This is a genomic window from Pseudomonas sp. 2822-15 (assembly GCF_002742515.1).
GTDB classification, from domain to species: Bacteria; Pseudomonadota; Gammaproteobacteria; order Pseudomonadales; family Pseudomonadaceae; genus Aquipseudomonas; species Aquipseudomonas salomonii.
On sequence record NZ_LJRY01000136.1, the window covers coordinates 19,351 to 41,102 of the forward strand.

Consider the following 21,752-nt stretch of genomic DNA (forward strand, 5'->3'; position numbering starts at 1 on the left):
GCAGGCAAGCCAGCTCCCACAGTGGACCGTCGTTGGCCCTATGATTTTTACAGAACAAAACAGCAGGTGAAGTCATGACCACAACTCAACCCCTGGAACTGCTGGCGCCCTTGTCCGGGGTACTGCTGGCCCTGGACCAGGTGCCTGACCCGGTGTTTGCCAGCCGCATGATCGGCGATGGCCTGTGCATCGATCCCACCTCCCAGACCCTGTGCGCGCCGTTGGCCGGGGTGATCAGTAATATCCAGGACACCGGGCATGCGGTCAGCGTCACCGGCGACAATGGCGTACAGGTGCTGATGCATATCGGCCTGGACACGGTGCACCTGGCCGGCAAGGGCTTCACCCGCCTGGTCGAGGAAGGCCAGCGGGTCGAGGTCGGGCAGCCCCTGATCGAGTTCGATGCCGACTACGTGGCGCTTAATGCGCGCAGTTTGCTGACCTTGATGCTGGTGGTCAGCGGCGAGCCCTTTGTGTGGCTGACGCCGGGCAGTGGCGCGGTGGGCGTGGGCCAGCCGCTGTTGCACGTCTCACCCGGTGAGGCCTCTGGAACCATGGGCGAGGAGGCGGGCGACGCACTGTTCTCCAAACCGCTGACGTTGCCCAATGCCAACGGTTTGCACGCACGCCCGGCCGCCGTACTGGCGCAAACGGCCAAAGGTTTCAACGCCAGCATTTACCTGCACAAGCAAACCCAGAGCGCCAACGCCAAGTCATTGGTGGCGATCATGGCGCTGCAAACCGTGCAGGGCGATACCTTGCAAGTGAGTGCGGCGGGAGAGGACGCCGACGCCGCCATCAAGGCGTTGGTAACCCTGCTGGCGCAAGGTTGCGGCGAGACGGTCGAGGAGTCTGTTGCGCCGGTTGAAACACAGCCGCCCGAGTCATCGGCGACCTTGTTGCGCGGCGTATGTGCCTCGCCCGGCTCCGCGTTTGGCCAGGTGTTTCAAGTGGCGGAGCCCGAGCTGCACATCGAGGAACAGGGCGCGGGTGAATCGGTTGAACACGCCGCACTGACCCGCGCCTTACTCGCAGCCACCGAAGCGCTGCAAGTGTTGCAAGACAAAGCGGTTGGCAGCGCCCAGGCGGAAATTTTCCGTGCCCATCAGGAACTGCTTGAAGACCCGACCCTGTTGGAGCAAGCCCATCGCCTGCTCACCGAAGGCAAGAGCGCCGCCTTTGCCTGGAACAGCGCCACGGCCGCGACCGCCAAGCTGTTTCTCGGCCTGGGCAGTGCGTTGCTGGCTGAGCGCGCAGCGGATTTGGCCGATGTTGGCCAGCGCGTGCTGAAGTTGATCCTTGGTATTGAGGACAGCGCCTGGGAATTGCCGGATCGTGCGATCGTGATTGCCGAGCAACTGACCCCCTCCCAAACCGCCGGCCTCGATACGGGCAAAGTGTTGGGGTTCGTCACCGTCGGCGGCGGCGCTACCAGCCATGTGGCGATCCTGGCGCGTGCCCTTGGTTTGCCGTCGTTGTGCGGCGTTCCGGCACAGGCACTGGCGCTGGCCAACGGCAAGCAGGTGCTGCTCGATGCCGACAAAGGCGAGCTGCACCTGGAGCCTGACCTGGCCGCTGTCGAACAACTGGCGGCTACGCGCAAGCAACACATACTGCGACGTGAGCGTGAAGTGGAGCAGGCCGCCTTGCCCGGCATCACACGCGATGGTCATCACGTCGAGGTCACCGCCAACGTCGCCTCGTTGCAGGAGGTGGAACAAGCCCTGGCCCTGGGCGGTGAAGGCGTCGGCCTGCTGCGCTCGGAGTTCCTCTACCTGGACCGCAACCGCGCGCCCAGCCCCGAGGAACAGGCCGGCACCTACAGCGCCATCGCCCGAGCCCTGGGCACCCGGCGCAATCTGGTGGTGCGTACCCTGGATGTGGGCGGCGACAAACCCTTGGCCTATGTGCCGATGGAGCGCGAGACCAACCCGTTCCTCGGCTTGCGCGGTATTCGCCTGTGCCTTGAGCGCCCTCAATTACTGCGTGAGCAGTTCCGCGCGATCCTGGCGAGTGCCGGCTTCGCACGGCTGCATATCATGCTGCCGATGGTCAGCCTGCTGTCGGAGCTGCACCTGGCGCGCAAGATCCTTGAAGAGGAAGCCACGGCGCTGGGCCTTACCGAGCTGCCAAAGCTGGGCATCATGATCGAAGTACCGTCTGCGGCGCTGATGGCGGATGTGTTTGCGCCGCATGTGGATTTCTTCTCCATCGGCACCAATGACCTTACCCAATACACCCTGGCCATGGACCGCGACCACCCGCGTCTGGCCAGCCAGGCCGACAGCTTTCACCCGTCGGTGCTGCGCCTGATTGCCACCACGGTCAAGGCCGCCCACGCCCATGGCAAGTGGGTCGGCGTGTGCGGCGCGTTGGCGTCTGAAGCACTGGCGGTGCCGGTGTTGATCGGGCTGGGCGTGGATGAGCTGTCGGTCAGCGTGCCGTTGATCCCGACCATCAAGGCCACCGTGCGCGAGCTGGACCTGGCCGACTGCCAGATCATCGCCCGCCAGGTGCTCGGCCTCGAAGAAGCCGCCCAAGTCCGCGAGGCCCTGCGCCTGTACCACGCGGCCACCGTTGAAACCTCACCTGTCGTGGAGCACTGAGCATGTTCGAGAAATTGCAAAGAGCGTTCTGGAAGGCCCTGACCCCGGATCTGATTGCCGAAGCGGTGGTGCCGCCGGCGCAGGGCCTGTTGTCGACCGAGGTGCTGAACGCATTGGGCGGTGTGGATAACCTCAAGTCGCAACAGCGCGTGGCACTGACGCGGGTGCGGGTGCAGTTGCAGGATGCGGGGCGGCTGGATGCGCAGGCGCTGAAGGCGGCGGGTGTTGCGGGTGTGATGGTGTTAACGGGCGGGATCGTGCATCTGCTCACTGGCCTATAAAAACGACGAGGATCAACTGTGGGAGCCGGGCTTGCCCGCGATAGCGGTGTGTCAGGAAACGAATATGTTGACTGGCTAGCCGCCATCGCGGGCAAGCCCGGCTCCCACAGGGTTATGGGTCGTTTGGGAGACTGGGTTTACAACTGCGGGTTATCTTCCGGCGGCTTGGTCTTGTCGATACCCGGCACATGCAGATTGCCTTCGACCACCTGGTTGCCTTCCAGCTGCGGCTGGGTCACCCAGGTGAGAATGTCGTAGTACCGGCGGATGTTCGCGACAAAATGCACCGGCTCACCACCGCGGGCATAACCGTAGCGGGTCTTGCTGTACCACTGCTTCTGCGACAGGCGCGGCAGCATCTTCTTCACGTCCAGCCACTTGTTCGGGTTCAGGCCGTCTTTCTTGGCCAGCGTGCGCGCATCTTCCAGGTGGCCGGTGCCGACGTTATAGGCGGCGAGGGCGAACCAGGTGCGGTCCGGCTCGGCAATGCTGTCGTCCAGCTCATCCTTGATCTTGGCCAGGTACTTGGCGCCGCCCATGATGCTTTGCTTGGCATCCAGGCGGTTGGACACACCCATTGCCTGAGCGGTGTTCTGGGTCAACATCATCAGGCCGCGCACGCCGGTCTTGGAGGTGACGGCCGGTTGCCACAGCGATTCCTGATAGCCGATGGCCGCCAATAGGCGCCAGTCGACCTTTTCTTCCTTGGCGTAGGTGCGAAAGTGTTTCTCGTACTTGGGCAGGCGTTGCTGCAAATGCTGGGCGAAGGTGTAGGCGCCCACATAGCCGAGTACATCGACATGCCCGTAGTAGCGGTCTTTAAGCCGCTGCAACGTGCCGTTTTTCTCGACCTTGTCCAGGTAGCTGTTGATCTCGTTGAGCAGGCTGTTGTCTTCCCCCGGCGCCACGGCCCAGCTCTGGTTGCTGGCATTGCCGAGGTCGAAGGCCACGCGCACGTTGGGGAAATACACCTGGTTCATGGCCACTTCGTTGGAGTCCACCAGGGTCAGGTCGATCTGGCCCTCGTCCACCATGCGCAGCAGGTCCACGACCTCAACGGCGTCGGACTCTTCGTATTCAATCGCAGGGTTCTGCTTTTTAAGCGCCGCCAACTGCTCGGCGTGGGTGCTGCCCTTGAGCACCATGATCTTCTTGCCCACCAGGTCTGCCGGGCCGGTCGGGCGCGACTGGCCGTTGCGGTAGATGATCTGCGGCGTGACTTCCAGGTATGGATGGGAGAAACGCACCTGCTGGGCGCGCTGCTCGCTGCTGACTAGACCTGCGGCCGCCAGAACCGGGCCGTTGGGTTTGCCCAACTGGCCGAACAGGTCATCAAGGTTGTCGGCGGTCTCGATTTCCAGCTTCACGCCCAGGTCATCGGCAAAGCGCTTGACCAGTTCGTACTCGAAACCGGTTTCACCGTTGCGGTCCTGGAAATACGTGGCCGGGCTGTTCCGGGTAATCACCCGCAATACGCCATCCTCCTTGATTCGCTCGAGCGTGCTGGGCTTGTCAACACAGGCGCTGAGCATCAGGAAGAGTCCGGTTGCGATCAGCCATTTGGCGCATCGCGGGCGTAAAGCAGTAGGGGAGAACATCTGCGCAGTATACGCAAACGGCCCTCGGCGCCATATCTCGACAGCAGCGGACTTGTCTGCTAGCGCCCGCAAAACCGTGCTGCAGCCCGCAGAAACGTGGGTTCGCGAGGGTTTGTGACGGTTAAAATAACTGCGCGCCAACCCCAGGATTTCGCCCCGAAAGCGTGCAATCCCTGCCAACTGACGTTCGGCAGCGGCCAGCCGTGCCGTTTCGGGTGCCGTTGGCGCAGGTTTACGCTAGAATGCACGGCCTCAAAGCACACCCCCTTCCCGAGGCTGTCCCGAAGATGTTGATCCTGCGCGGCGCTCCTGCCCTTTCTGCCTTTCGCCACAGCAAACTCCTTGAGCAACTGAGCCAAAAGGTTCCAGCGGTTACAGGCTTGTATGCTGAATTTGCTCACTTCGCCGACGTTACCGGCGTCTTGACCGCCGACGAACAGCAAGTGCTCGCACGCCTTCTGAAGTACGGCCCCAGCGTTCCCGTTCAAGAGCCCACCGGCCGCTTGTTCCTGGTTCTGCCGCGGTTCGGCACCATCTCGCCCTGGTCGAGCAAGGCCAGCGACATCGCCCGTAACTGCGGCCTGTCGAGCATCCAGCGCCTTGAGCGTGGCATCGCCTTCTACGTGGCTGGCCAGTTCAGCGACGCCGAAGCCGAGCTGATCGCCAGCAGCCTGCACGACCGCATGACCCAGATCATCGTCAGCCAGCTGGAACAGGCTGCCGGCCTGTTCAGCCACGCCGAGCCCAAGCCGCTCACTGCGATTGACGTGCTCGGCGGTGGCCGCGCCGCCCTCGAGAAGGCCAACACCGAATTGGGCCTGGCGCTGGCCGAAGACGAGATCGACTACCTGGTCGACGCCTTCAATGGCTTGAAGCGCAACCCGCACGACATCGAACTGATGATGTTTGCCCAGGCCAACTCCGAGCATTGCCGTCACAAGATCTTCAACGCCAGTTGGGACATCGACGGCGAAAGCCAGGAAAAAAGCCTGTTCGGCATGATCAAGAACACCTACGTGATGCACAGCGAAGGCGTTCTGTCGGCTTATAAGGACAACGCCTCGGTCATCGTCGGCTCCGTTGCCGGCCGTTTCTTCCCGGACCCTGAAACCCGCCAGTACGGCGCGGTGCAGGAGCCGGTACACATCCTCATGAAGGTTGAGACCCACAACCACCCGACCGCGATTGCCCCGTTCCCGGGCGCAGCCACAGGTTCCGGCGGCGAAATCCGTGACGAAGGCGCCACCGGCCGTGGCGCCAAGCCCAAGGCCGGCCTCACCGGTTTCACTGTGTCCAACCTGCAGATCCCAGGGTTTGAACAACCGTGGGAAGTGCCGTACGGCAAGCCTGAGCGCATCGTTACCGCGCTGGACATCATGATCGAAGGCCCGCTGGGCGGCGCCGCGTTCAACAACGAATTCGGGCGCCCGGCACTCACCGGCTACTTCCGTACATTTGAACAATCCATCACCACCCCGCGTGGCGATGAAGTGCGCGGCTACCACAAGCCAATCATGTTGGCCGGCGGCATGGGCAACATCCGCGAAGAGCACGTCAAGAAAGGCGAGATTCTGGTCGGCTCCAAGCTGATCGTCCTCGGCGGCCCGGCGATGTTGATCGGCCTGGGCGGCGGCGCAGCTTCCTCCATGGCCACCGGCACCAGCTCGGCAGACCTGGACTTTGCTTCCGTACAGCGCGAAAACCCGGAAATGGAACGCCGCTGCCAGGAAGTCATCGACCGTTGCTGGCAGTTGGGTGACAAGAACCCGATCAGCTTCATCCACGACGTCGGTGCCGGTGGTTTGTCCAACGCCTTCCCGGAACTGGTCAACGATGGCGACCGTGGTGGCCGTTTTGAACTGCGCAACATTCCAAACGACGAGCCGGGCATGGCCCCGCACGAAATCTGGAGTAACGAATCCCAGGAACGCTACGTACTGGCCGTTGGCCCTGAAGACTTCGCGCGCTTCCAGGCCATCTGCGAACGTGAGCGTTGCCCGTTTGCCGTGGTCGGCGAAGCCACTGCCGAACCACAGCTGACGGTCACCGACAGCCACTTCGGCAACAGCCCGGTCGACATGCCACTGGAAGTGCTGCTGGGCAAAGCCCCGCGTATGCACCGTTCGGCGGTGCGTGAAACCGAGCTGGGCGATGACTTCGACCCAAGCACGCTGGACCTGGCCGACAGCATCGAACGCGTGCTGCACCACCCGGCCGTGGCGAGCAAAAGCTTCCTGATCACCATTGGCGACCGCACCATCACCGGCCTGGTGGCCCGTGACCAAATGGTCGGCCCATGGCAAGTGCCGGTGGCCGACGTTGCCGTCACCGCCACCAGCTTCGATGTGTACACCGGTGAAGCCATGGCCATGGGCGAGCGTACGCCGCTGGCCCTGCTGGACGCCCCGGCGTCGGGCCGTATGGCCATTGGTGAAACCCTCACCAACATCGCCGCATCGCGCATCGGCAAGCTGTCTGACATCAAGCTGTCGGCCAACTGGATGTCCGCTGCCGGTCACCCAGGTGAGGATGCGCGGCTGTACGACACGGTCAAGGCTGTCGGCATGGAGCTGTGCCCGGAGCTGGGCATCACCATTCCGGTGGGCAAGGACTCCATGTCCATGGCCACCCGTTGGAACGAAGACGGCACCGACAAGAGCGTCACCTCGCCGCTGTCGCTGATCGTTACCGGTTTTGCACCGGTCACCGACATCCGCCAAACCCTGACCCCGCAACTGCGCATGGACAAGGGCACCACCGATCTGATCCTGATCGACCTGGGCCGTGGCCAGAACCGCATGGGCGCGTCGATCCTCGCGCAAACCCACGGCAAACTCGGCAAGCACGCGCCGGACGTGGATGACGCCGAAGACCTCAAAGCCTTCTTCGCCGTGATCCAGGGCCTGAACGCCGACGGCCACCTGCTGGCTTATCACGACCGTTCCGACGGCGGTTTGCTGACCAGCGTTGTCGAAATGGCGTTTGCCGGTCACTGCGGCCTGAACATCGTGCTCGACAGCGTTGCCGAGGATGCCGCCGAAATCAACGGCATCCTGTTCAACGAAGAGTTGGGCGCGGTGATCCAGGTTCGCCAGGACGCCACCCCGGACGTGCTCGCACAATTCAGCGCCGCCGGCCTGGACGACTGCGTGGCGGTGATCGGCCAGCCGATCAATAACGGTGAAATCAATATCTCCTTCAATGGCGATACCGTGTTTGCCGGCCAGCGCCGCTTGCTGCAACGCCAGTGGGCCGAGACCAGCTACCAGATCCAACGCCTGCGTGATAACGCCGACTGCGCCGAGCAGGAATTCGACGTGATCCTGGAAGAAGACAACCCGGGCCTGAGCACCAAGCTCAGCTTCGACGTCAACCAGGACATCGCCGCGCCTTACATCAAGAAAGGCATTCGCCCACAAGTTGCCGTACTGCGTGAGCAGGGCGTCAATGGCCAGGTGGAAATGGCGGCCGCGTTCGACCGCGCCGGCTTTAATGCGATCGACGTGCACATGAGCGACATCCTCGCCGGTCGCGTGGACCTCAACGAGTTCAAAGGCCTGGTGGCCTGCGGCGGTTTCTCCTACGGCGACGTGCTGGGTGCCGGTGAAGGCTGGGCCAAATCGGCCTTGTTCAACAGCCGTGCCCGCGATGCGTTCCAGGGCTTCTTCGAGCGCAACGACAGCTTCACCCTGGGTGTGTGCAACGGTTGCCAGATGATGTCCAACCTCAGCGAACTGATCCCAGGCAGCGAGTTCTGGCCGCACTTTGTGCGCAACCGTTCCGAGCAGTTCGAAGCCCGTGTTGCCATGGTGCAGGTGCAAGAGTCCAACTCGATCTTCCTGCAAGGCATGGCCGGTTCGCGCATGCCGATCGCCATCGCCCACGGTGAAGGCCACGCGGAATTCTCCAGCGAAGAAGCCCTGCTCGAAGCCGACCTGTCCGGTTGCGTGGCCATGCGTTTCGTCGACAACCACGGCAAAGTCACCGAAAGCTACCCGGCCAACCCGAACGGCTCGCCGCGCGGGATCACCGGCCTTACCAGCCGCGACGGTCGCGTGACCATCATGATGCCGCACCCGGAGCGTGTATTCCGCGCCGTGCAAAACTCGTGGCGCCCTGAAGAGTGGAACGAAGACGGCGCCTGGATGCGCATGTTCCGCAACGCTCGCGTGTGGGTGAACTAAGGCGGTGTACAAGCTTGCCTTCTTTGTACCTGCCAGCCATGTGGAGACGGTGAAAACCGCCGTCTTCGCCGCCGGCGGCGGGCGCATCGGCAACTACGACAGCTGCGCCTGGCAAGTGCTGGGCCAGGGCCAATTCCGCGCGTTGGACGGCAGCCAGCCGTTTCTCGGGCAGGTGGGCCAGGTTGAAGTGGTTGAAGAATGGAAGGTTGAGCTGGTGGTGGCAGATGAGTTGATTGTGGCTGTTGTGGCTGCTTTGAAACTGAGCCATCCGTACGAAACACCGGCTTATGAAGTGTGGCAGTTGGCGGATTTTTGATTCGTTGGTTGCTTAAACAAGAAACCCGCTGGGCCAGTTTGGTCAGCGGGTTTTTTGTTGGTTGTAAGGGCCAATCGCAGGCAAGCCAGCTCCCACAGTTTGATCTGTGAATACGTTCAAAATGTGGGAGCTGGCTTGCCTGCGATGGCGCCGGGACAGGCGCCCCAGATCTTTCCCACAGGCTTTTCAGGTTGTCCCTAGGAACTCGCCTCAATAGCCTTCCTCGGTCACTGACCAATCAGTGATCGGGATTTGAACTCAAGACCCGTTCGGCAATGCTGCACCGGCTTGAGATTAATAATGGATTTTCCAGATACCGTCGCTCCTCGCCTCAATACGAGTACCCCACTGGGCCAGGCTTTGATTTCAATGTTCAAGTCCATCGAGGTGGAGTTGATGGTTGAGGGCGCCAAGCCCGGCGCGGTGAAGGTTATTGTCTTTGGTGGCTGTGCTGTCCATTTGTATACGCACCATCGAGTTTCCACTGATGTGGATGCAGAGATTTACTGCGCGAATACTCGAGACACATTGCGTCTACGGACATTGCTGGCGGAGTTTCCAGAAGCATTTTTCGATGAGCAATCCGGCCGCGTCATGGAGCTGAACTACGATCTTCAATACAACACTGCATTTGGCCCGCTTCACGAAGACTACTGGGAACGAAGTATTCCCCTTGAGGAATTTCCTCACGAGTCTGCACTGCATCTGCACATAGCTGCGCCTATCGATATTGCGATCTCCAAATTGGGCAGAGCTACGGATCAGGATGTAAGCGACATCATGGCGTTGCTCAGGGCAGGCTTCATCCTTGCCACTGAGTTCCGTCGATTGGCATTGCAGGCGATTGATATGTATGTTGGCAACAAAGAATCACCTAGATCCATTCTGAACAATATTCTGCACGACTACCTGGAGACTGAAGTTGACGAAGCCTTTTAACGCGCCCGTCCTCTCATCCGCCTTGGATACGCTGGTCAAAAGCCCTTTGAATCAGGCTGATGACGCGGCGCTTGTCTGTGCAGCAAAAGCGGTTTGGTACTCGGACGCGAACCTTGTGGGTGAGGTGAGGGCTTTTCTGAAGGCGCATTCCAGTGATGTGGAGCTTCGTCGCGCAGGTTACTTGCTTGAGCGCTTCACGCGCTTTTCATGTGCGACGGATTCCCGGGTAATGGAAGCGTTGAAGGCGCTTGAATTGTTTTCGGCTTCTGCTGCCAAGCAAAACGTGCAACCACAAGGCGCTGTTGCGCTGCGCAGCCGTCGTGATGAATTGGCGGTGTCTTGGGGGTTGAGTGAGGGGCTGGGGTTGAAGGCTCAAGCGCTGATGCCTTTCCAGACTCGCCATTACGAAGCCGAACAGCGTGCGGCATCTGCTTAGGTGTAGATTACAAACAAAGAACCCGGCTTGGACCGGGTTTTTTATTGCCTGCGATATCTTCAAGTCTCGGAGACTTCCCACAGGGCTTTCAGGTTGTCCCTAGGAACTGGCGGCACTAGTCTTCTCGGGTCGCTGCCAATGTGGCGACCGGGACTGCAAGCCTGAAAATTTCACCAGGAGCCTATTTCTGTATGGAGTTTTACGATGATCAGCGACAACTTACGACTAGATATAACCATGCCTAAAGCTGCGTCCCACCTAGCAGGCGATCAACCAAACGACCAAATCTTCTCCGTACTCCCCAACCTGAACAGCGAAACCCTGCTCGCCAATGCCTCCCAAGACCTGGCATCCGTGCAGGCGCTGGCGGGCAATCTGGCTTTTGACATCGACGGCCCACAGCGTGATGCGGTGCTGGGGATTCATCGGATGCTGGAAGGTATCCAGTTGATGGTGGATCGGGTGTTGGATCTATTTGAGGTGCCTGATCAGAAGTAATCAGGCGCCTGTAAGGGCCAATCGCAGGCAAGCCAGCTCCCACATTGATCGTTCCCACGCTCCGCGTGGGAATGCATCCTGTGACGCTCCGCGTCACCCTTGTGCAGGGCTTGAGTCATGCGCGACGGCTTGGACGCGGAGCGTCCGGGGCGGCATTCCCACGCAGAGCATGGGAACGATCGGTCAGGCGTTGATTGGGCGGGCTACGAGTCGCTCCAGTGCCTCGCCCAATCCAGTGGCCTTGTCACCAATCAACAAATGCCAAACCCCGCTGTCCAGCTGGCTCACACCCTGGCAACCCAGTGCAGTCAGGTCCGCTTCAGACAGCACCGAATCATCCCCCAGTTCCACCCGCAACCGGGTCATCGCCACCGCTTCCAGTTGGCGCACATTCGCGCGGCCACCCAAGGCACTCAGCCACTTCTCGGCTTCCTGCACATTCACTGCAACCGGCTTATCCACAGGTGCAACCGCCGCTGGCGCACTGGCAACAAATGACGGCATCGCCAGGCGAATCTCATCGGCAATGCTATCAGCCATCGGCCCAACCACCACCTGCAAGCTGCCGCCGTTACCCGGCCGCACCACGGCCATGGCGCCCAGTGCTTTGAGCTCAGCATCCACCGCCTTATTGCGATCAACCATGTCCAGGCGCAGGCGAGTCGTGCATGCGCCGACACTCAACAGGTTCGCCGCCCCACCCAACGCACGAATGTAGGCGCTGGCCCGCTGGTTATCGGTCATCACCTCAGTCTGCACCACTTGAATATCTTCGCGCCCCGGCGTTTTCAGGTTGAACCGGCGAATGCAGTAGTTGAACACGCTGTAGTAGATCACCGCATAAGCCAACCCCACCGGGAACACCAGCCAGCCGTTAGTGGACTTGCCCCAACCGAGCACCATGTCGATAAAGCCACCGGAGAAGGTAAAGCCCAGGTGGATATTGAGCATATTGGTCACGGCCATCGACAGGCCGGTGAGCACCGCGTGGATCAGGTACAAAAACGGCGCAAGGAACATGAACGCGAACTCGATCGGCTCGGTCACTCCGGTCAAAAACGAGGTCAGCGCCATCGACAGGAAAATCCCGCCCATGACCTTGCGCCGTTCCGGCAGTGCATTGCGGTACATCGCCAAACACGCGGCGGGCAGGCCGAACAGCATCACCGGGAACATGCCGGTCATGAACTGGCCGCCTTTCGGGTCGCCGGCAAAATACCGGGTCAGGTCGCCGGTGACGATGGCTCCGGTGGTCGGGTCGGTAAAGCTGCCGAACACAAACCACGCCATGTTGTTGAGGATATGGTGCAGCCCGGTGACGATCAGCAGGCGGTTGAACACGCCAAACACGAATGCGCCAAAGCTGCCGCTTTCCATCAGCAGCACACCGAAGCTGTTGATGCCGTGCTGGATTGGCGGCCAGATCAGGCCAAAGATCACGCCCAGGGCGACCGCCGAAAACCCGGTGACAATCGGCACAAACCGTCGCCCACCAAAGAAGGCCAGGTACTCCGGCAGCTTGATGTCCTTGAAGCGGTTATACAGCCCACCGGCCATCAAGCCGCTGGCAATACCGGCGAGCATGCCCATGTTGATGGTGGTGTCCATCACCTTGAGCGTGGAAATCATCACCAGGTAACCAATCGCCCCGGCCAAACCCGCCGTGCCGTTATTGTCGCGGGCAAAACCCACGGCAATACCGATGGCGAAGATCAGCGCCAGGTTGGCGAAGATTGCTTGCCCGGCATCGTGCATCACCGCGATGTTCAAAAGGTCGGTGTCGCCCAGACGCAGCAAGAGCCCGGCGATCGGCAGAATCGCGATCGGCAGCATCAGTGCGCGGCCGAGGCGTTGCAGGCCTTCGATGAAATGTTGGTACATGGCGTGTCTCCCTATTCTTGTTGTTTTCAGCTCAGCGGCCAGTGGTGTTGACAGGCTTGGCGAACGGCCTTGGCGCTGCTCAGGTCGAGCAGGCCTTGGCTCAATTGCCGGCATTGCGCCGCGTCCAGCTGGCGGACGCGGTCCTTGATTTCTGCGATTTGCGGCGGGCTGACCGACAGTTCACTCACACCCAGGCCCACCAGCACCGGCGTGGCCAGCGGGTCGGACGCCAGGGCGCCGCATACACCCACCCAACGGCCATGCTTGGCGGCGCCGGCGCAGGTTTGCGCGATCAAGCGCAGCAGCGCCGGGTGCAAGGCGTCCACCCGTGCGGCGAGGCCCGCGTGGTCGCGGTCCATGGCCAGGGTGTACTGGGACAGGTCATTGGTGCCGATGGATAAAAAGTCTGCGTGTTCGGCGAATTGCTCGGCCATCAGCGCAGCGGCGGGCACTTCGATCATCACGCCCAGTTCCGGGCGCAGGGTCAGTTCCAGCTCCGCGCACAATTCATCCAGGCGCTGGCGGATTTGAAGCAATTCATCCACCTCGCTGACCATCGGCAGCAGGATGCGGCAACGCTCCAATGGGGACACTTGCAGCAGGGCGCGCAGTTGCTGGTCGAGCACGTCCGGGCGCACCTGAGTCAGGCGAATGCCGCGCAGGCCCAGCACCGGGTTGGCCTCAACCGGCAACGGCAGGTAGTCGAGCTGTTTGTCGCCGCCCACGTCGATGGTGCGGATGATCACCGACTTGTCGCCCATGGCATCCAGCACGGCCTGGTAGGCCTGGCGTTGCTCTTGTTCATCCGGCGCGGTGCGGCGGTCGACAAACAGGAATTCGGTGCGCAGCAGGCCAACACCATCGGCGCCGTTCTCAAACGCCACTTTAGCCTCGGCACTGGAGGCGACATTCGCCGCCACTTCAATGCGCACGCCATCGCGGGTGTGCGCCGCTTGCCGGGCTTGGGCCTGTTGTTGCTGACGGCGCAGTTTCTGCGCATCGCGAATCTGGTGCACTTCGGCGTGGCGCGCGTCACTGGGTGCCAGTTCCAGGCGACCGTTGGCCGCGTCCAGCACCACGCGTTGGCCTTGGGGCACGTCGAGCACTTCGGCGCCCAGCGCGACCACACAGGGCAAGCCTTTGCCTCGGGCCAAAATCGCGACGTGGGACGTAGCGCCGCCTTCGGCCATGCAAATGCCCACGGCATTTTGTGCGCTCAGTTGCAGCAGGTCGGAGGGGGTCAGTTCATGGGCGCTGATAATCGCGCCGGCCGGCAATTCGAAGTGCCAGGTTTCGCCCAACAGCGCGCGCAGCACCCGTTGTTGCAGGTCGCGCAGGTCGTTGGCGCGCTCGGCAAACAGCGGTTTGCCCAACGCCAGCAACACCGCGCATTGCGCCTGGATCGCGTCGCGCCAGGCGTGGGTGGCGGCGCTGCCTTGCTCGATAGCACCGGTGGCGGCGTCCAGCAGGGTAGGGTCTTCCAACAGCGCGAGGTGGGCGGCGAAGATGTCTTCTTCTTCGACGTTCTTGCGTTGGCGCGCCTGCGCCAGGGTGCTGCGGATTTCGCCGCGCACTTGCTCCAGCGCGGTGTCCAGGCGCTGCAGTTGTTCGTCGGCGACATGCGTGCCCGTGTCTTGCGGCAGTTCGATACCGGTGAGGCGAAACAGCGGCCCACAGACCAGGCCGGGCGCGGCGCACACGCCTTGCAACACACCGGCTTCGGTGTTCGCCCGACGCGGAGCCACGGCTACCGGCGCGTGGTGCTCTTCACTCACGGCAACCGAGAGTGCGGCCACCAACGCCTGCAACGCCGCCTCGCAATCGGTGCCGCGACAGGTGATGCGTACTTCATCACCTTCACCAATGCCCAACCCCATCAAGCCAATCAGGCTGTCGCACGGCGCCGACTTGCCGGCGAAGTGCAGCTCTGCATGGCAATTGAACTCTTGCGCGGCCTTGCGCACCAGCGCGGCGGGGCGGGCATGCAAGCCGCCACGGTGGGTAATGCGCACGCTGGCGCGCACTTCGGTGACCGAGTTATCCACAGCCGCCTGCAACGGCGCTGCCGAACGCGCGGCAATGTGCAGCAACGGCTCACCCACCTTGACGATTGTTCCAGCCACAGGCCGTAGCTCAAAACCCTCGCCATTGGTCAGGATGATCAGGCTGACCAGGCTTTTGCACTGGCGCGCGATGCGGTCCAGATCAAACTGCACCAGCGCCTGGCCCTGGCTCACCCGTGCGCCTTCCTTCACCAGCAGGGCAAAGCCTTCGCCGTTCAATTCCACGGTGTCGATGCCCACATGCATCAACATTTCGGCGCCGTTGTCGGCGCGAATGGTCAGCGCGTGCCCGGTGCGGGCGACGTGGATGATCACGCCGTCACAGGGCGCGTGCAGGCAGTCGTTCAACGGGTCGATGGCAATACCGTCGCCCATGGCGCCACTGGCGAACACTTCATCGGGAACGTTGCCCAGGCTCAGCACCGGGCCGCTGAGTGGGGCGCTTAGGGTCAATTCATTATTGTTGTAGGACATGGGCACGGTACTCATCAGGAAAACGCGACTCAGTGAGTGCGGGTAACTTTGCTCAGGTGGCGCGGCTGGTCCGGGTCCATGCCCCGGGCCTCCGCCAGGCCGGCGGCCATCACGTAGAAGCTTTGGATCGCCAGGATCGGGTCCAGGCTCGGGTGTTCGGCGCGGCTCAGGGTCAGGTCGCGTTCCGCGATATCGTCCGGCGCCGCCAGCAAGACGCGGGCGCCGCGTTGACGCATATCGGCGGCCAGGCTCAGCAACCCGGCTTGCTCGGCGCCGCGTGGGGCGAACACCAGCAGTGGGTAGTTTTCATCGATCAAGGCCATCGGCCCGTGGCGCACTTCGGCGCTGCTGAAGGCCTCGGCCTGGATCGCCGAGGTTTCCTTGAGCTTGAGCGCGGCTTCCTGGGCGATGGCAAAACCGGCGCCACGGCCGATCACAATCAGGCGCTGGCTGCTGCGCAGGGCTTCGATGGCGGGCGTCCAATCCTGGGTGGCGGCTTCGCGCAAACCGTCAGGCAAGGCCTGGCAGGCTTGCAGCAGCAACAGGTCCTGGTTCCAGTGGCCGATCAACTGCGCGCTGGCGCTTAAAGTGGCGATAAAGCTTTTGGTCGCGGCGACACTCTGCTCCGGCCCGGCGCACAGTGGCACATGGAATTCACACGCGGCTTCCAGCGGTGAGTCTTCGGCGTTGACCATCGAAATGCTCAAGGCCCCGCGTTTACGCAGCAGGCGCAGGCTGTTGACCAGGTCCGGGCTTTGCCCCGACTGGGAGAAACCGAACGCCACCTGGCCGCTGACCTTCAACGGCGCTTGCAGCAGGGTCACCACCGACATCGGCAACGACGCCACCGGAATGCCCACATGCTGCATGGCCAGATAGGCAAAGTAGCTGGCGGCATGGTCCGAACTGCCACGGGCGATGGTCATCGCCACTTGCGGTGGCTGACGGCGCAGGCGCCCGGCCACTTCCTCCGGCATCGGGTTGAGACGCTGCAGTTGTGCCTCAACGGCGTGACAGGAGGCCAGGGCCTCTTCAAGCATTTTTGAAGTCAATGGTTTCTCCTTCGACCATTACGTCGGTGAGTGTCAGGGAGCGGTCCAAACGCACGCAGTCGGCAAAGCTGCCGGGTTGCAGGCGCCCGCGTTCTTCCAGGCCCAAATAGTCCGCAGGAAATTGCGACAGGCGTTGTGAGGCTTCGCTGATGGGCAGGCCGATTTTCACCAGGTTGCGCAGCGCCTGGTCCATGGTCAGGGTGCTGCCGGCCAGAGTGCCGTCGGCCAGGCGCACGCCGCCCAGGCATTTGGTCACGGTGTGGCTACCCAGCTTGTATTCGCCGTCGGGCATGCCGGCGGCGGCGGTGGAATCGGTGACGCAGTACAGGCACGGGATCGAGCGCAGCGCCACGCGTATGGCGCCGGGATGCACGTGCAGCAAATCCGGGATCAATTCTGCGTACTTGGCGTGGGCCAACGCGGCGCCGACGATGCCGGGTTCGCGGTGATGCAGCGGGCTCATGGCGTTATACAAATGCGTGAAGCTGGTGGCGCCGGCGGCGAGGGCAGCGACGCCTTCTTCGTAGCTGCCCAGGGTATGGCCGATTTGCATGCGCACGCCGCGTTCGCTGAGGGCGCGGATCAGGGCATCGTGGCCGGCGATTTCCGGAGCAATGGTGATCACCCGGATCGGCGCCAGGCGCAGGTAGGCTTCGACTTCGGCCATCAACGCGGTGTGGGCAAAGTTGGGCTGCGCGCCGAGTTTTCCCGGATTGATGTAAGGGCCTTCCAGGTGCACGCCGAGGACGCGGGCGCTGCCTGTAGCACGCTGCTCGCAAAACGTGCCGAGTTCGCCGAGCACACGGGAGATTTCATCCACCGGTGCGGTCATGGTGGTAGCCAGCAGCGAGGTCGTACCAAAGCGCACGTGGGTGCGGGTGATGGTTTCGAAAGCGTCGGTGCCTTCCATGATGTCTTTGCCGCCACCGCCGTGAACGTGCAGGTCAATAAAGCCTGGCAGCAGGTAGGGCAGGTCATTGTCGTTCGGGTCGCACGGCGTGCCGTCGATGGCGACCACCTTGCCGTGTTCGTGCACCAGGCGGCCGCGAATCCAGCCGCCGGGCGTGAGGATGTTGTCTTCGGACATGGGCAGTTCTCTAAACTCGCAGTTCAGCGGAGTAGTCATTGCGGCGCAGCTCTGCGACGAAGTCGTAGTAGTCGTTGCGGCAGTAGGTGTCGGTGATTTCAATCGGCGTGTTGTCGGCGGTGTAGCCGACCCGGGTCATCAGCAGCATGGCGGTGCCGGGGGCAATGCCGACCAGCTTGGCGAACTCATCTGAGGCATTGATCGCCTGGATATGTTGCAGTGCGCGCACCACCGGTTGGCCGATGCTTTCCAGGTATTCGTACAGCGAATTGCCGATGGCTTGCGGGTTAGGCAGCACGGAGGCGGGCATGGCGGTCATTTCAATTGCCATTACGGTGTCGTCAGCCTTACGCAGGCGTTTGAGCCGCGCCACTTTGTCGGTCGGCGACAGGCCCAGGCGGATCAGTTCTTCGTGGGTCGGCGGGGTGATGTCGCGCTCCAGCCACTGGGACGTGGGCACAAAGCCCTTGAGCCGCAACATCTCGCTGAACCCCGACAGGCGCGACAGCGGCTGTTCCAGACGCGGGGTGATAAAGGTCCCGGAACCCTGGCTGCGGCGAATCAAGCCTTGGGCAAACAGGACTTCCAGGGCTTTGCGCGCGGTGACGCGGGAAATACTCAGTTGCTCACTAAGGACCCGTTCCGACGGCAAGGCCTGTTCGGATTTCCACTCGCCGGCATGGATCGCCGCTTCCAGTTTGCGGGCCAATTGCAGGTACAGCGGCGTGGACTGTTTGTCGTCGGGGCGCAGCGCCAGTATGGGATTCATCTGTCAGGTTTCCGATGCGTTATTGGAGTGTTGTCGCCCGGTATTGGCCGGAAATTAATACCACTTAAATACCATGTCAATGCAGCGAAAACAGTGCAGCAGCCTGTTTCAGCGCACATTAAGGGTGCCTGGTATCAAGTGGTATTAGAGAGGTCTTGAGTGCGCGCAGAATTGCGCAGCCCGCGCAGTGAACTGGTATTCACCGGCAGGCGCTGCCATGGGCAGGATTTTTTTTGAATTTTTTTTGACTTATTTTACGAGCGGTAGGCGATTACGGCCGAATCTCAATCAGGGTGCCGTCTTTGACCAGGTTCCACACTTCGCGCATGTCCACGTTGCGCATGCCGATGCAACCGTCGGTCCAGTCCAGGGTGTGAAACCACTGTTCCGGGTATTCCTCGGTGTCGGGGGTGCCGTGGATCATGATCATGCTGCCCGGTTTCACGCCTTCGCGGCGTGCGCGGGCCGAGTCGCTGATATTGGGGTAGGAGATGTGCATGGCCAGGTTGAAGCGGTCGCTGGTCTTGCGCCAGTCGATCCAGTAGAAGCCCTCTGGCGTGCGACGGTCGCCTTCCATCAATTTGGTGCCCTTGGGGTTTTTGCCGAGCGAGATGCGGTAGGTCTTGAGCGGTTTGCCGTCATTGATCAGTTGCAACTGATGGGCGGACTTGAGCACCAGGATTTTCTCGACCGGTTTGCCGCCGAGGGTTTCCACCGTGGAGGCCGAAGACAGGCTAGCGAACGACAGGCAGATCAGAGCGAGCAACCAACGCATTAAAACGGTTTCCCTTGTAGAAGGTGCTGCCTGGAGTTATTTGGCGGGCCGCGTCATCGGCGGCACCGACTCGCTGCGCACCGGGAACAGCTGTTGCCTGCGGTCAGCGAAGAAGCATTCTAAGGTACGCCCGACCGTGCGGAAAGCCAGCTCGGACCAAGGGATGTCGGCTTCATCGAACAGCTTCACTTCAAGGCTCTCGGGGCCTGCGGCGAAGTCCAGGTCGACCAGTTCGGCGCGGTAGAAGATATGCACCTGGCTGATGTGCGGGACATCGATCAGGGTATAGATGCTCAGGTTGCGCACGCGGGCGCAGGCTTCTTCCAGGGTTTCGCGGGCGGCGGCCTGCTCTACGGTTTCGCCGTTTTCCATAAAGCCTGCGGGCAGGGTCCAGTAACCCAGGCGCGGTTCGATGGCGCGGCGGCACAGCAGCACTTTGTCGCCCCACACCGGCACGGTGCCGGCGACGATATTGGGGTTCTGGTAATGAATGGTCGAGCAGTGATCACACACGTAGCGCAGGCGGCCGTCGCCTTCGGGAATGCGTTGGGTAACCGGTTTACCGCACTGGCTGCAGAAATTCATGCTGGGGTTCCTGGAAAGTGCGTCTATCTTGGCTCGGTGGGCAGGGCCCTGCAAGTTGTCGTTTAGCGACACGCCAGTGGTTTTGGGGTTGGGCGCCCGCCTGCTTTGGTGCATGATGCATGGTAGCCAACAGATCGAGATGACTCATGCTGGACGAGCTACTTCGCCGGGTAAGCAATCACACCCCCCACACGTTGGAAACCGATGGGCGTTTCCCCGAGGCCGCGGTGTTGGTGCCGATTACCCGCAGCGACGAACCCGAACTGATCCTGACCCTGCGCGCCAGCGGCCTGTCGACCCACGGTGGCGAAGTGGCGTTTCCCGGCGGGCGGCGTGACCCCGAAGACCCGGACTTGATTTTTACCGCACTGCGCGAAGCCGAAGAAGAAATCGGCCTGCCGCCCGGTCTGGTGGAAGTGATCGGCCCCTTAAGTCCGTTGATTTCCCTGCACGGTATTCGGGTTACGCCCTACGTCGGTGTGATCCCCGATTACGTCGAATACCTGGCCAACGATGCCGAGATCGCCGCCGTGTTCAGCGTGCCGCTGGAGTTTTTCCGCCAGGACCCGCGCGAACACACCCACCGCATCGACTACCAGGGCCGCAGCTGGTATGTGCCCAGTTATCGGTTTGGTGAATACAAGATCTGGGGGCTGACGGCGATCATGATTGTCGAGCTGATCAACCTGCTCTATGACGACGCCCAGATCAGCCTGCACCAGCCGCCTAAAAGCTTTATCAATATCTAAGCCATCGCTTGAATGGCCAGCCGTGAGGACACACCATGAAATACCGCCTGGGCGACGCCCGCGTCGAGACGCACCCGCACAGCTGGGTGGCGCCGAATGCCACGCTGGTCGGCAAGGTCAAGCTGGAAGAGGGCGCCAACGTCTGGTTCAACGCGGTATTGCGTGGCGATAACGAGCTGATCCTGATCGGCAAGAACAGCAATGTGCAGGATGGCAGCGTGATGCACACCGACATGGGCTACCCGCTGACCCTGGGCACCGGCGTGACCATCGGCCATAACGCCATGCTGCACGGCTGCACCGTCGACGACTACAGCCTGATCGGCATCAACGCGGTGATCCTCAATGGCGCCAGGATCGGTAAACATTGCATCATCGGCGCCAACTCGCTGATTGGCGAAGGCAAGGAAATCCCCGATGGCTCGCTGGTGATGGGCTCGCCGGGCAAGGTGGTGCGTGAGCTGACCGAGGCGCAGAAGCGCATGCTTGAAGCCAGCGCCGCGCACTATGTGCATAACGCGCAGCGCTATGCGCGTGACCTGGTTGAGCAGCAAGAATGAACCCGGTTGAACGCCCCGTCGCCTCGCCGTGCGTGAGCATTTGTGCGCTGGACGATGACGACATTTGTACCGGCTGCCAGCGTACGGTGGATGAGATTACGCGCTGGAGCCGCATGGACAATGCCGAGCGCCGGGTGGTGTTGGGGTTGTGCCATGAGCGGGCGATGGCGAGTGGGTTGGTGTGGATGGTTCCGGGCAAATCTGGCGCCTGACAGATTGCTATCGCAGGCAAGCCAGCTCCCACACTTGATGCGTGAATACCTTCAAATGTGGGAGCTGGCTTGTCGGGCCGCCGCATCGCTGCGATGAGGCCCGCCCAGACGACATATTTCCAAATGTGAAGTACCCTGTGGCCCTTGCCCACAGGTCCTCGCCCCATGCTCTTCCTGATCGCCTACATCAGCAGCGTCGTGCTGATCAACTTCGCTTTCTCCACCGCCCCGCACCTGGATGTCATCTGGTCCGCCTGGGGTGGCCTGGTGTTTATCCTGCGCGACCTGGTGCAAACCCGCTTCGGCCATGGCGCGATCATCGCCATGCTGGCGGCGCTGGTGCTGTCGTACATCACCTCCGACCCGTCCATCGCCCTGGCCAGCGCCACGGCGTTTGCGGTGTCCGAGTGCATCGACTGGCTGGTATTCAGCATCACCAAGCGCCCGCTGCACGACCGCCTGTGGATAAGTTCGGCGCTGAGTATTCCCCTGGATACCTTTATCTTCTTCGGCCTGATCGGCGCGCTCACACCGGCAGTGGCCGGCACCGCGCTGGTGTCGAAATTTGCCGGGGTCACGGCGGTGTGGCTGATCATGGCCTGGCGCATGCGCAAACGGGCTGTCGCCAACTGAGGCCAATTTTTACAGTTCATGTAAAATGCCGGCCTTTCTCCCCATGATCCGCTC

Annotated in this window: 19 protein-coding genes; 11 read left to right on the forward strand and 8 right to left on the reverse strand. The window is 61.8% G+C overall.

Annotated features, from left to right (window positions below; genetic code table 11):
- Positions 1–74 precede the first annotated feature (74 nt).
- Positions 75–2,606, forward strand: a complete 2,532-nt coding sequence (gene ptsP, locus AOA59_RS00800; protein ID WP_099485484.1) for a phosphoenolpyruvate--protein phosphotransferase — start codon at positions 75–77, stop codon at positions 2,604–2,606.
- A 2-nt stretch (positions 2,607–2,608) separates the two neighbouring features.
- Positions 2,609–2,887 carry a PTS transporter subunit EIIB gene (locus AOA59_RS00805; protein WP_099485486.1) on the forward strand — a complete coding sequence of 93 codons (279 nt, stop codon included), beginning with the start codon at positions 2,609–2,611 and terminating at the stop codon, positions 2,885–2,887.
- A gap of 137 nt (positions 2,888–3,024) precedes the next feature.
- Here the strand turns inward: AOA59_RS00805 and mltF are convergent, their stop codons facing one another.
- Complete coding sequence (mltF, locus tag AOA59_RS00810; protein ID WP_058422684.1) at positions 3,025–4,485, reverse strand: membrane-bound lytic murein transglycosylase MltF; 1,461 nt, start codon at positions 4,483–4,485, stop codon at positions 3,025–3,027.
- A gap of 287 nt (positions 4,486–4,772) precedes the next feature.
- Here mltF and purL point away from each other — a divergent pair, with 287 nt between their 5' ends.
- The 5 genes from purL to AOA59_RS00835 all read left to right on the forward strand — a co-directional run bounded on the left by purL (position 4,773) and on the right by AOA59_RS00835 (position 10,858).
- Positions 4,773–8,669 carry a phosphoribosylformylglycinamidine synthase gene (gene purL, locus AOA59_RS00815; RefSeq protein WP_065930378.1) on the forward strand — a complete coding sequence of 1,299 codons (3,897 nt, stop codon included), beginning with the start codon at positions 4,773–4,775 and terminating at the stop codon, positions 8,667–8,669.
- A gap of 4 nt (positions 8,670–8,673) precedes the next feature.
- Positions 8,674–8,985, forward strand: coding sequence for an NGG1p interacting factor NIF3 (locus tag AOA59_RS00820; RefSeq protein WP_065930379.1), 312 nt, complete (start codon positions 8,674–8,676; stop codon positions 8,983–8,985).
- Positions 8,986–9,285: 300 nt separating this feature from the next.
- Positions 9,286–9,924 carry a DUF6036 family nucleotidyltransferase gene (locus tag AOA59_RS00825; RefSeq protein ID WP_099485487.1) on the forward strand — a complete coding sequence of 213 codons (639 nt, stop codon included), beginning with the start codon at positions 9,286–9,288 and terminating at the stop codon, positions 9,922–9,924.
- Entirely contained in the window at positions 9,908–10,360 is a 453-nt protein-coding gene (locus AOA59_RS00830) for a hypothetical protein (protein WP_099485489.1), read from the forward strand. Before AOA59_RS00825 ends, AOA59_RS00830 begins: the two co-directional genes overlap by 17 nt.
- Positions 10,361–10,597: 237 nt before the next feature.
- Entirely contained in the window at positions 10,598–10,858 is a 261-nt protein-coding gene (locus AOA59_RS00835) for a DUF6124 family protein (RefSeq protein WP_099485568.1), read from the forward strand.
- A gap of 183 nt (positions 10,859–11,041) precedes the next feature.
- Here the strand turns inward: AOA59_RS00835 and nagE are convergent, their stop codons facing one another.
- The 7 genes from nagE to AOA59_RS00870 all read right to left on the reverse strand — a co-directional run bounded on the left by nagE (position 11,042) and on the right by AOA59_RS00870 (position 19,544).
- A complete protein-coding gene (gene nagE, locus AOA59_RS00840; protein WP_099485491.1) occupies positions 11,042–12,739 on the reverse strand; it encodes an N-acetylglucosamine-specific PTS transporter subunit IIBC in 1,698 nt (565 codons plus the stop codon).
- Between the two features lie 26 nt (positions 12,740–12,765).
- Positions 12,766–15,276, reverse strand: coding sequence for a phosphoenolpyruvate--protein phosphotransferase (gene ptsP / locus AOA59_RS00845; RefSeq protein ID WP_099485492.1), 2,511 nt, complete (start codon positions 15,274–15,276; stop codon positions 12,766–12,768).
- Between the two features lie 29 nt (positions 15,277–15,305).
- Positions 15,306–16,316, reverse strand: a complete 1,011-nt coding sequence (locus AOA59_RS00850) for an SIS domain-containing protein (protein WP_371919052.1) — start codon at positions 16,314–16,316, stop codon at positions 15,306–15,308.
- The gene (gene nagA / locus AOA59_RS00855; protein WP_099485496.1) at positions 16,309–17,415 is read right to left on the reverse strand and encodes an N-acetylglucosamine-6-phosphate deacetylase; all 1,107 of its coding nucleotides are present in this window, start codon (positions 17,413–17,415) and stop codon (positions 16,309–16,311) included. Before nagA ends, AOA59_RS00850 begins: the two co-directional genes overlap by 8 nt.
- A gap of 10 nt (positions 17,416–17,425) precedes the next feature.
- A complete protein-coding gene (locus AOA59_RS00860; protein WP_099485498.1) occupies positions 17,426–18,184 on the reverse strand; it encodes a GntR family transcriptional regulator in 759 nt (252 codons plus the stop codon).
- 271 nt (positions 18,185–18,455) lie between these two features.
- Complete coding sequence (locus AOA59_RS00865) at positions 18,456–18,959, reverse strand: murein L,D-transpeptidase family protein (protein WP_099485500.1); 504 nt, start codon at positions 18,957–18,959, stop codon at positions 18,456–18,458.
- A gap of 36 nt (positions 18,960–18,995) precedes the next feature.
- The gene (locus tag AOA59_RS00870) at positions 18,996–19,544 is read right to left on the reverse strand and encodes an NUDIX hydrolase (RefSeq protein WP_017139715.1); all 549 of its coding nucleotides are present in this window, start codon (positions 19,542–19,544) and stop codon (positions 18,996–18,998) included.
- A 146-nt stretch (positions 19,545–19,690) separates the two neighbouring features.
- Here AOA59_RS00870 and AOA59_RS00875 point away from each other — a divergent pair, with 146 nt between their 5' ends.
- From AOA59_RS00875 to AOA59_RS00890, 4 genes are all read left to right on the forward strand, one after another.
- Positions 19,691–20,293, forward strand: coding sequence for a CoA pyrophosphatase (locus AOA59_RS00875; RefSeq protein WP_056858702.1), 603 nt, complete (start codon positions 19,691–19,693; stop codon positions 20,291–20,293).
- 35 nt (positions 20,294–20,328) lie between these two features.
- Positions 20,329–20,853, forward strand: coding sequence for a gamma carbonic anhydrase family protein (locus AOA59_RS00880; RefSeq protein WP_065930387.1), 525 nt, complete (start codon positions 20,329–20,331; stop codon positions 20,851–20,853).
- A complete protein-coding gene (locus AOA59_RS00885) occupies positions 20,850–21,065 on the forward strand; it encodes a DUF1289 domain-containing protein (RefSeq protein WP_058422692.1) in 216 nt (71 codons plus the stop codon). Before AOA59_RS00880 ends, AOA59_RS00885 begins: the two co-directional genes overlap by 4 nt.
- Before the next feature lie 165 nt (positions 21,066–21,230).
- On the forward strand, positions 21,231–21,698 hold the full coding sequence (locus AOA59_RS00890; protein WP_099485501.1) for a VUT family protein: 468 nt from the start codon (positions 21,231–21,233) through the stop codon (positions 21,696–21,698).
- Positions 21,699–21,752: the final 54 nt, after the last annotated feature.